General features: G+C 41.3%; 12 protein-coding genes. 8 read left to right on the top strand and 4 right to left on the bottom strand.

The window, feature by feature from the left end; all coding sequences use genetic code 11:
* Both P9687_RS15830 and queC read right to left on the bottom strand, forming a co-directional pair.
* Positions 1-676 (bottom strand): ketopantoate reductase family protein (locus P9687_RS15830; protein WP_328228925.1); only part of this gene is annotated, 676 nt, incomplete at its 3' end.
* 48 nt (positions 677-724) lie between these two features.
* A complete protein-coding gene (queC, locus tag P9687_RS15835; protein ID WP_268870863.1) occupies positions 725-1,408 on the bottom strand; it encodes a 7-cyano-7-deazaguanine synthase QueC in 684 nt (227 codons plus the stop codon).
* Positions 1,409-1,675: 267 nt separating this feature from the next.
* Between queC and P9687_RS15840 the strand changes: the two genes are divergently transcribed.
* The 4 genes from P9687_RS15840 (at position 1,676) to P9687_RS15855 (ending at position 3,907) form a co-directional block, all read left to right on the top strand.
* Positions 1,676-1,873 carry a hypothetical protein gene (locus P9687_RS15840; protein ID WP_013859890.1) on the top strand — a complete coding sequence of 66 codons (198 nt, stop codon included), beginning with the start codon at positions 1,676-1,678 and terminating at the stop codon, positions 1,871-1,873.
* A gap of 125 nt (positions 1,874-1,998) precedes the next feature.
* Positions 1,999-2,334, top strand: a complete 336-nt coding sequence (locus P9687_RS15845) for a PadR family transcriptional regulator (RefSeq protein WP_035184415.1) — start codon at positions 1,999-2,001, stop codon at positions 2,332-2,334.
* Positions 2,327-3,022 carry a DUF1129 family protein gene (locus P9687_RS15850; RefSeq protein WP_035188368.1) on the top strand — a complete coding sequence of 232 codons (696 nt, stop codon included), beginning with the start codon at positions 2,327-2,329 and terminating at the stop codon, positions 3,020-3,022. Before P9687_RS15845 ends, P9687_RS15850 begins: the two co-directional genes overlap by 8 nt.
* A gap of 273 nt (positions 3,023-3,295) precedes the next feature.
* Complete coding sequence (locus P9687_RS15855; protein ID WP_035188367.1) at positions 3,296-3,907, top strand: YjgB family protein; 612 nt, start codon at positions 3,296-3,298, stop codon at positions 3,905-3,907.
* A gap of 174 nt (positions 3,908-4,081) precedes the next feature.
* Here the strand turns inward: P9687_RS15855 and P9687_RS15860 are convergent, their stop codons facing one another.
* Both P9687_RS15860 and P9687_RS15865 read right to left on the bottom strand, forming a co-directional pair.
* Positions 4,082-4,945: an MBL fold metallo-hydrolase gene (locus P9687_RS15860; protein WP_035188365.1), complete on the bottom strand. Its 864-nt coding sequence runs from the start codon at positions 4,943-4,945 to the stop codon at positions 4,082-4,084.
* A gap of 38 nt (positions 4,946-4,983) precedes the next feature.
* Positions 4,984-5,745, bottom strand: coding sequence for an SDR family NAD(P)-dependent oxidoreductase (locus P9687_RS15865; protein WP_035188363.1), 762 nt, complete (start codon positions 5,743-5,745; stop codon positions 4,984-4,986).
* Positions 5,746-5,895: 150 nt separating this feature from the next.
* Here P9687_RS15865 and P9687_RS15870 point away from each other — a divergent pair, with 150 nt between their 5' ends.
* The 4 genes from P9687_RS15870 to P9687_RS15885 form a co-directional block, all read left to right on the top strand.
* Positions 5,896-6,783, top strand: a complete 888-nt coding sequence (locus tag P9687_RS15870) for a LysR family transcriptional regulator (protein ID WP_035188359.1) — start codon at positions 5,896-5,898, stop codon at positions 6,781-6,783.
* A gap of 258 nt (positions 6,784-7,041) precedes the next feature.
* Positions 7,042-7,446, top strand: coding sequence for a YwqH-like family protein (locus P9687_RS15875; protein ID WP_035188357.1), 405 nt, complete (start codon positions 7,042-7,044; stop codon positions 7,444-7,446).
* A gap of 3 nt (positions 7,447-7,449) precedes the next feature.
* Positions 7,450-7,734 (top strand): TIGR04197 family type VII secretion effector, encoded by a 285-nt coding sequence (locus P9687_RS15880; protein ID WP_035188355.1) that lies wholly within the window; start codon positions 7,450-7,452, stop codon positions 7,732-7,734.
* Between the two features lie 89 nt (positions 7,735-7,823).
* Positions 7,824-9,196, top strand: a 1,373-nt coding sequence (locus tag P9687_RS15885; protein WP_328228926.1) for a T7SS effector LXG polymorphic toxin, incomplete at its 3' end; no start/stop codon positions are given.

Below are 9,196 nucleotides of genomic sequence, written 5' to 3' on the forward strand. Positions count from 1 at the left end.
TCACTTCCCGCATAGCGGCAATCATCATCTCGCGTGCAGGGCCGTCTTTTTGGATTTCGCCGTAATTGCTTTTGTAAACGGCGACGGTTTGGTTGACGCCGACATTGAGCATGAACTTGCCCCAAAGCCTTTTCATCATTTCGGTGTCGGCTTCGTATGGCAAATCCGTTTGCTCAAAGAAACGGGCCACTTTTTTCATTTTTTCCGAAAAAATGCCCGGCTTTTTTTCGCCGAAGCAAAGCATGCCCATATGCGCATATGTCAGCTGGTTTCCGGCTTTGACGGCATCCATCCCCTGGGCGACACAGTATAACATTTTGTCCATTCCATATGTACGGCCAATGATTTCTTCGCTTGAGATCCCATTTAAGGCAGACAAAATCACCGTATCCGGCCCGACATGCTGTTTGACTGCTTCAACTGCCTCGTCCAGTCCGTTGAATTTGACCGTAAATAGCACCAAATCTGCCGGCTCCACTGTTTCTTCCGGTGTGACATAATAAAAGTGGCATTTTTCGCCGTTGCAATAAACGCCTTCCCGCTTATACCGTTCAATGCGCTGTTGGTCAGCGATGATCCGCAAGTTTTCCACCGGCATTTTTTTCGATAAATGATGCCCAAATAAAATGCCGAGCGCGCCTAGCCCAATGATCGATACTGTTTTGATTTCAGCCATTCCCCCGCCTCCTTTTTTCATTATTTTACCACAATTCCAACGAAACCGTCATTCAGACTGCCCGTTCCTGATGGCCAGGTATTGCTCCAGCCCTCTTTTTCGCAATTTGCACGCCGGACATTCCCCGCAGCCGTCGGCGATGATGCCATTATAGCAGGTCAGCGTTTTTTCACGGACAAAATCAAATGCTCCGAGTTCATCCGCGAGCGCCCATGTTTCTGCTTTGTTGCGCCACATCAGCGGGGTATGAATGACAAACTGCTGGTCCATTGAAAGGTTCAAAGTGACATTTAAAGATTTGATGAAGATATCGCGGCAGTCCGGGTAACCGCTGAAGTCCGTTTCGCACACACCGGTTACGATATGTTTTGCACCGATCTGGCTGGCAAGCACCCCGGCAAAAGAAAGAAACAGCAAATTCCGCCCGGGCACAAACGTATTCGGAAGCTCCCCGTCTGCCCCTGCTTTCACGGTAATGCTTTCCCTCGTCAGCGCGTTCGGGGCGAGTTGGTTCAACAGCTGCATATCCAGAATATGCTGCTTTACCCCGAGCTCTTCCGCTATATTCTTTGCACATTCTATTTCAAGACGGTGGCGCTGCCCGTAATCGAACGTAACGGCTTCCACTTCCTGAAACTTTTTCTTTGCCCAGAAAAGGCAGGTGGTGCTGTCCTGGCCGCCGCTGAAAACAACGACTGCTTTTTCTTTTTTCATTGATAATCGTCCTTTCACACAAAACAGCACCGAAAAGGGATGCTGTTTTCTTAGTTTTTTAGAGAGGGTTTTCTAAAAAACTCTTCCATAAATGAAGGATTCTTCCCAATTGATTATACCATGGAACAGGCGCCATCTTTTAAAGCATCCGTTCTTTTTCGGAGTACGGCATTTTTCACATAAATGCCATAAACAACCGGCTTTGCTATGATCCAGATCACAGTCATCGGCCGGACCGTTTTTTAAGATAATCATAGTGATTATCTTTATTTGGGAGGGACGGCTATGAAACGCTATGTGCAATTATTTTTCATGTTTGCGGTGACGGTGCTTATTGTAATGGGCATCCAGAAAGGGCTGAGCACACTGAATGTGTTGAACCTTGAAAATTTTTGGGCCAATTATGTCGTATTTTTGATTTTAGCCTATATGATTCTGTCCTTTTTCCTTCATTATTTTTCCAAGCGAAAAAAGCAATCATAAAATTTTTCCAGCGGTTAGCCTGCCGCTGGATTTTATTATTGTTTTTTACTATTTTGCATTGCAAAGTAGTTCATTTTTTGATAAACTAACTTGCATAACAAATTAGTTGAAATGGGGGTGGAGGGATGTCCATTCGAAGCCAGTTACTGAAAGGCATTTTAGACGGCTGTGTGCTGGCTGTGATTGAAAAAGAACCGGTTTATGGCTACATTCTTTCAAAAAAACTTCAGCAATTAGGCCTCCAGGAAATTAGCGAGGGGACGCTCTATCCGGTTCTGTTACGCCTGCAAAAGAACGGCTGGATCCATGGAGAGATGCAGCCATCCGATTCCGGGCCGAGCCGCAAATATTATGAATTGACGGAAAAAGGAAAATCCGCGCTAGATGAGATTACAACAGAGTGGCAGCAAATCGCAGCCCCTGTAAATCTTTTATTGAAAGGAAGAAGTGAGGATGCTTAGTGTAAAACAGTTGATTGAGGAAAACAACCGTAAACGGCAGGAACTGGCACCTGAGAACAAAAAATTTTACAACGATATGCTTGACTACCTTCGCCTGCAAACCGTTTTGTCCGAGCAGCAAACAGAAGAAGTGCTGATGGAACTGCTTGACCATCTGCTCGAAGGCCAGAAAGAAAACAAGACAGCTGCGCAAATGTTCGGCGGTGACCCGAAAGCATTTGCCGACGAAATCATCAGGCAGCTGCCGAAAGAAAACAAACGCAATATGGTTTCTTTTACAATCAGGATAATGATCTTGCTTTTGGGGATTGATTTGGTCATTAATGGCATTGCTGCTTTTGTTGTTGAACGGTTCTTTTCCAGACCTTTGCCACCGTTTTATCCTGTACCCGCGGCCCTGAACTTTTTCATTGCCGGGCTATACGTGATCTTTGCCATTTGGTATATCTTTCGTATCTTGAAAAAGAGTTTGTTTAAGGAAAAGACAAAAAAGGTGCAAATCCTAACTTTTTTGAAAATAGATGCCGTAATCTTTGTTTTTCTGGGCGGCGTTATTTTGCTGGATAAATTCATGCCGAAAATCGGCCCGTCCTTTTCTTATCCGTGGTGGTTGCCGCTCGTTTTAGGTGTGGTGAGTTTAGGGGTTTACTATAGCTGGGAGAAAGCAGCAAAGTCCCGGGGGATATAGTTCTAGCGTGCAATAAATCTGTTGTTCAAAAGCCCGTGTGCGGTTTCGCCACGGGTTTTGCATGCGCCAACTATGCTGCGCGCAATTGTGCGTAAAGAGGGTAAAACCTTATTGTTTATAGTGCAGGCAAATGCTTGTAAAGGTTATAAGAGATCATCTGTTAACTCAAGGTTCCTAAACGGTGCTATTATTTCCTCTATGTTTAACAAAAAGTTCTCTCACTCAAGTTTTACAATTATTATAAAGGGAACTGACTTATAAGGAGGGATAATAATGGCAGGTAAAAAGCCAATGTTTAAAGTGATTGCTGCTTCATTACTTACAGGTTCAGTTTTAGGAATAGGGGTACCTTCCTTTACAGGAATAGCTCATGCAGCATCCGAGACTTCTATTTCTTATTCTGAAACGAATCAAATGGCAGTGAATACTTTAAATAACCTTTACGATCAAGCTTTTTCGGGAGAAATGCCAGGAAATGTTCAAGGGCTAAAAATTAATAAAAGCACGCGAAAAGCTGTTCACCAAAAGTTTGGCAGTCCACAAGAAGTTAACAATCAATTTGATTTGTATAGCTGGGAAATGGGCCAACCTGGATATGGATTTGCTTATAACAAAGACAACACCATTTCGGAAATCCGGAACTTTGGTACAGGGGTAGAGAGACAGACCAATCTTGGTGGGATTACCCCGCAGCTACTGGAAAAAGAATTGGGTCAAGCCAATGAAATTTTAAATGTGCCAGGGACAAATGAATTAGATTACGTTTATAAAACAGGCGATTATGAACTTTATTTTGTAATCGGTGACAACCCGATTATAGAAGGTTTTGATCAAACCGTGAATCACGTGAACTTAACAGCGAATAAAACCCATATTTCTGATTGAACTACTGCAAATACTTATGTCATCAACTAAAATGGTTAACAATGATGATATTGTATTTAGCGATATGGATGGAGATCTAAAGAAAAACAAGATAGGATCATACTATATGATAAAATTAACCTCTAAATCGGGCTTGCTGAACGAATCTGATTCGTTCAGCAAGCCATATATTTGTTAAAAAACAGCGTCTGTGTCGCGAAGTGAATGGGGCCAATCTCCTTCCCAACGATATCTGTCCCTTAAAATTTTTGCACTAGATTCTAAACAAATATGGACAGATGCATCCGGATAGAGCTTTTCCATTCTACTGATCAAATCATTAGAATCACGTGACGCTTTAAGATGGTGGATGAAGTCTTTCAGGTAACGCCGTGTAAATTCGATTCCATTTGGATTGTAAGGTTTGTCATTTGGAGCATGTCCAGGTATAATAACTTCCGGGTCTAAGGTTTCCAACTTATCGAGATTATCAAGCCAAGCTTGTCGGTCTTCAGGGAAGCGAGCGTCTGCAACCCACACATGCGCGTCCGAAAATACCAAATCGCTTGCAACCAAAGTCTTGATTGACGGAACCCATAAACAAGCCACATGCTCAGCGTCACCTCGCATAAGACCAAGAATTTCAATTTTCTCTCCATCGACGTAAAGATATGGTTTATCTAGACGTTCTAAGGTAACAACGGTTTTCGGGCCGTTATTGCCTAAGACTTCAGTTCCCCAATAATCAATTTTAAAGCTAAATGCTTCGTTAGCTTCTTTGGCAACTTCTTTATATACCATCACGCGGGCCTCTGGAAAAGCCTCTTTAATAATACCTAGACCCAAATAGTGGTCAGGATGAAAATGGCTAATAAAGATTTGTTTAAGTTCTTTACCTGTTTCAAGAATATCCGCAACTAAACGGAGTGCATTTGAGCGGCTGAATTGGGCGTCAAACAGTAAAGCTTCAGTTGGACCGTAAATAATAGTGGAAGATACCCCGAACCCCCCGTGTTGATCACTACTAATAAATACTTTGGTTTGTAATTTGCTTGTCACAGTGAAAAAACCTTCTTTCATTATATATTGATAGAATATTAGTGAGCTGTTTGACCAGCATCTATTGTAAATACTTGCCCAGCTGTGAATGATGCTTCATCCGAGGATAAGAATACGACCATACTGGCAATTTCCTCGGGCTTTGCAGGGCGGCCAATTGGTGTTTGTAATAGGACAACTTCTTTCATTTTAGGATCATCTAACCAACCCTTTGTCATTGGCGTTTCTACTAGTCCTGGAGCAATAGCATTCACACGTATTCCTTTTCCAATATATTCAATTCCTGCAGCCTTTGTTAAGCCAACAACGCCATGTTTTGCTGCAACATAGGGTGCCATTCCGGGATCAGCTACTAATCCTGCAACGGAAGCTGTATTGACAATCGTACCCCGGCCAACTTTTTCAAAATATTTTAATTCAGAACGCATGGAATAGAAAACGCCTTTTAAATCGACACCTATTGTCAGATCAAAGTCTTCATCTGTCATTGCAGTAAATTCTTTTGTTTTTGGAAGAATCCCTGCGTTATTGAATGCATGGTCCAAACGATCAAATTTTTCAACCGTAAAATCGACTAATGCTTGAACACTTTCCGCGTCAGTAACATCGGTTTTCTTAAAAAGGACTTCAACGCCTTCTGCTTTTACAAGTTCAACAGTCTCTTGTGCGCGGTCATCAATATCTCCAATAACCAAATTTGCTCCCTGTTTTGCAAATGCGAGGGCAGTAGCTCTCCCAATACCAGTTGCTGCGCCAGTAATTAATACAACTCGGTTTTTAAAATTTTTGTTTGTTTCCATATTAATCTCTCCTTATTTTTTAAGACAACTCATATAAAATTTGTCTAATTTGTGACATCCCTCTTTTTTTGCATTATAATTTTTGATATAAATCTGTACAATATCATTCATGACTTAAGTTATTCCTAAGTGGAATAAGGAGAGAGTTTCATGCAAATCAATCACCTTCAATACTTTTTAACTGTCGCAAGATTGGAGCATATATCAAAAGCATCGTTAGAATTACAGATTTCGCAATCTTTCTTAAGTAAGACGATTGCCCGATTAGAAGATGAAATTGGGGTCCGCCTTTTTGATAGGAGAGGGAAGTCTATTCATTTAAATGAATACGGGAAGGTTTTCTATAAAAAGATAGAAAAAATTTTATTTGATTTAGATGAAGCCATCGATGAAGTTCAAGAGTTGGCAAATATAAAAGAGGATAGCATTTCCATTAATGTAATGAACTCCAGGTTACTGCCTTCTTTATTTTCCAGCTTTTATCAAAAACGTCCATATGTAAAAATTCGTCAATATACGTTGCCGGACGATGTTGCTTTGCAAAAATTGCTTGACGGAAACCTCGATTTCATGATAGTCCCGAACCCAATAACAAATGACGAAATCACATGGGTGCCTTTATTTAATGAGGAAATTTTTTTGCTTGTTCCAAAAGGACATCCTTTTGCTAATAAAGAAAGTGTTTCTATGAGCGAAGTGAAAGATGAACGTTTTATTGTTTTTGAAAAAGGACAAAGAATGCGTATGACAACCGATAGATTGTTTCAAGAAGCAGGATTTATGCCAAAAATCTCTTTTGAAGGAGATGAATTATCGATTATTTTGCAGCTTGTAAATGAAGGAGCAGGTCTTTCTTTTTTTCCGGAATACTCATTTCTCCGTTCTTATTTAGATAAAACGAGGATGCTTAAAATATTGGATGAGGCTAATTTTCAAACGGTAGGCATTGCATGGAAGAAGGGAAAAGACTCATTTGTGGCAAATAGTTTCCGGGATTTTGCTATTGATTTTTTGAGGAAAGCTGGTGGATGGGGATAGTCATTCTGTATAATCGTTTAGTTTCGGAAGCATTGGAAAGTAAATAAGCTGTTTTGCAGTGAAAAAGGATGCACCCTGTGGGCCTGCATCCTTTTTTGATGAATTTTTCGAAAAGATGTTTAAATTTTTGCAAGCTGGCTAAATAAATAACTGGTATAGTCTGAAAGCCTCAATTTTTGAAAAAATATTGAAAGCATCAAGGGAAAGGTAGAAAATAATGAGGGATGGAAACGTTTTACGAGGAAAGGGGAGCGGATAGTGGAAAAAGCTGAGCTCATCCGCAAAAGGGCAAAGATGGAACTTGAAGCAAGCCAAACAAGGCAGGCGGCTCTGGATTTGGAAGAAAAGATGGAGCGACTGCGCCGGGCAAAGGGGAGTCTGCATCATGTGATTGCTGATGGCTGGCAGCAGGAAAGGAAAATCGGCCACATCGATGCGCAGCCATCTTTCTGGAAAGGCGAAACGAAAAATAAGTATAGCGAAATGATGCAAAGCATGGCGTCTTCCACGCACCGTTATGTGAACGGATGGATGAGGGCGGAAGCGAAAATTGAAGAAGAAATCAGGCGCCATTCCAGCATGCTCAGTGAGGCGGAAAGCCATCTCTATTTTTTACGGTCCCGTATTACGGGCTTGAGCGAGGATATTGCAAAGGGGGATTAATCGGTGGCGGAAATTGCAATAAATGAAACAGTATTCAATGCCACCCTCAGCCAGGCAGAGAGTGTCAAAACAGCACTTGAAGGCCTGCATTTTCCAGAACCGGCAATGCACCAGACCGATTTAAAAAGCTTGAAGGAACAAATGGAAGTACTAAAGGAACTGAAAACGGCGTTAAAACTTTACAGCGCACTTCTCCAGACCGATTTGCAAAAGCTGGAACAGTTAGGGAAAGAGATGGTGCAGCAGGATGAAAAGATCGGCCAGTCTTTTGCAAAGCTTGCGGATTAAGACAAGAAAGGGCTGAAATTAAGGGGATGAAAGTGGAATTTGAAGAACTGCTCAACCTGCAAAAGGAGATAGACAAAAGCACAAAAGAAATGGTGGCAAAGCTCGAAACAGCCAGGCAAAAGTGTAATGCCATCAGCAGGCTCAATTCTTTTAAAGGAAAAGCGGCAGACTCGGCAAAACGGTATTTCAACGCTACCCATGGGGAAATCATTGAATCACTTGTCTCCGCAGCCCGACAAGTGGAACAGCGGTACAATCAGATTATTTCTGAATTTGCGGGGACAGTTGACGGTTCAGGCAATGCCGTGATCCACTCCGACTATCTCGATGACCTCGGGCGCAAAACACGCACACTGAGAAACGGGATGATGGACATCCACCATGAAGGCGCACAAATTTTGCATGGTATATCGGACATTGTATCCATTCCCACGCCTGACTTGGACCACTTTATGGAAAGCGCTGAAGCTTCACGGAAATTTGCAGACGAGGTAAATGAAAAACTCCACACGTTCGACCGAAAAGCCCTCCAAATCGTCAAAGAAAGCCGCCACGATGTGGACAGGGCAATGAAGAAGCTGATGGAAGCCGGGGAGAGGAGTTTAACGGGTAGTTCTTCGCACAGTAATACAAATGCTGAATTTAGCAAAAATCATCAGGGTTTAGAGGGAAAAGCCTTATTGTTTATAGTGTTGGCGAATGCTTATAAAGGTTTTAAGAGAATAAGTGATTATCTGAATAAAACAGATAGTGTTTCAAACCATATGGCACAATTATATATTTATTTTAAGCTGATGAATAAAAGTGAAAGAAAAATGCTTAAGGAGGGGAACCCGCATGCATTTCATTTTACAAAGGAGGAATATCGCAAGTTTAATAATTATTTGAATTTAACGCTTTTTAAATTTAATGACAAAAAATTTATGAATCATTTAAAAAAGTATAAGTTTAAAGCTTTTACAAAAGAAAATATTCAGGAACTGGTATCCTCTTTGGAAGTATTTGGAAAAGAACGCGGAAAACTGGCGATGATCAAAGAATTTGATAAATTATACGGTTTTCCGAAATACAGGGAATTTAAAGAGCTTAGTTTAAAAGCAAAAGCGGTCAAAGCGGCGACTATATTTGAAGAAGAACTTGTAGGGAAGAAAATCAAAGCAGTAAAGAAAACAATCAAACGGATACCTGAATGGAAAAACCCAAAAGTGGCTTACACAAATATTGTAAATGAGTTTAAAGACAGTACGAAAGAATTAAACAGGATTGGGAAAGCGGTCAAAGCCGGGAATAAATTATTGGGTCCCTTGAGTGTGGGGCTTACCGCAAAAGAAAACTATGAAAAATCCCACGGAGATACTCAAAAATTTATAGTTGGGACAGCGGTAGATACAGCCTATAAAACGACAGCAAACGCAATTGGAACCGAAAATGGAACTGCAATATTTCCGCCAATTGGAGCTGT

The sequence above is a fragment of the Weizmannia sp. CD-2023 genome (genome assembly GCF_036225245.1).
GTDB lineage: Bacteria > Bacillota > Bacilli > Bacillales > Bacillaceae_C > Weizmannia > Weizmannia faecalis.

Bases quoted from the DNA above. Each gene is read 5' to 3' on its own strand.
- P9687_RS15840 (WP_013859890.1), top strand. From the start codon at position 1,676: ATGAAACGCTATGTGCAATTATTTTTCATGTTTGCGGTGACGGTGCTT.
- P9687_RS15845 (WP_035184415.1), top strand. From the start codon at position 1,999: ATGTCCATTCGAAGCCAGTTACTGAAAGGCATTTTAGACGGCTGTGTG.
- P9687_RS15850 (WP_035188368.1), top strand. From the start codon at position 2,327: ATGCTTAGTGTAAAACAGTTGATTGAGGAAAACAACCGTAAACGGCAG.
- P9687_RS15855 (WP_035188367.1), top strand. From the start codon at position 3,296: ATGGCAGGTAAAAAGCCAATGTTTAAAGTGATTGCTGCTTCATTACTT.
- P9687_RS15865 (WP_035188363.1), bottom strand. From the start codon at position 5,745: ATGGAAACAAACAAAAATTTTAAAAACCGAGTTGTATTAATTACTGGC.
- P9687_RS15870 (WP_035188359.1), top strand. From the start codon at position 5,896: ATGCAAATCAATCACCTTCAATACTTTTTAACTGTCGCAAGATTGGAG.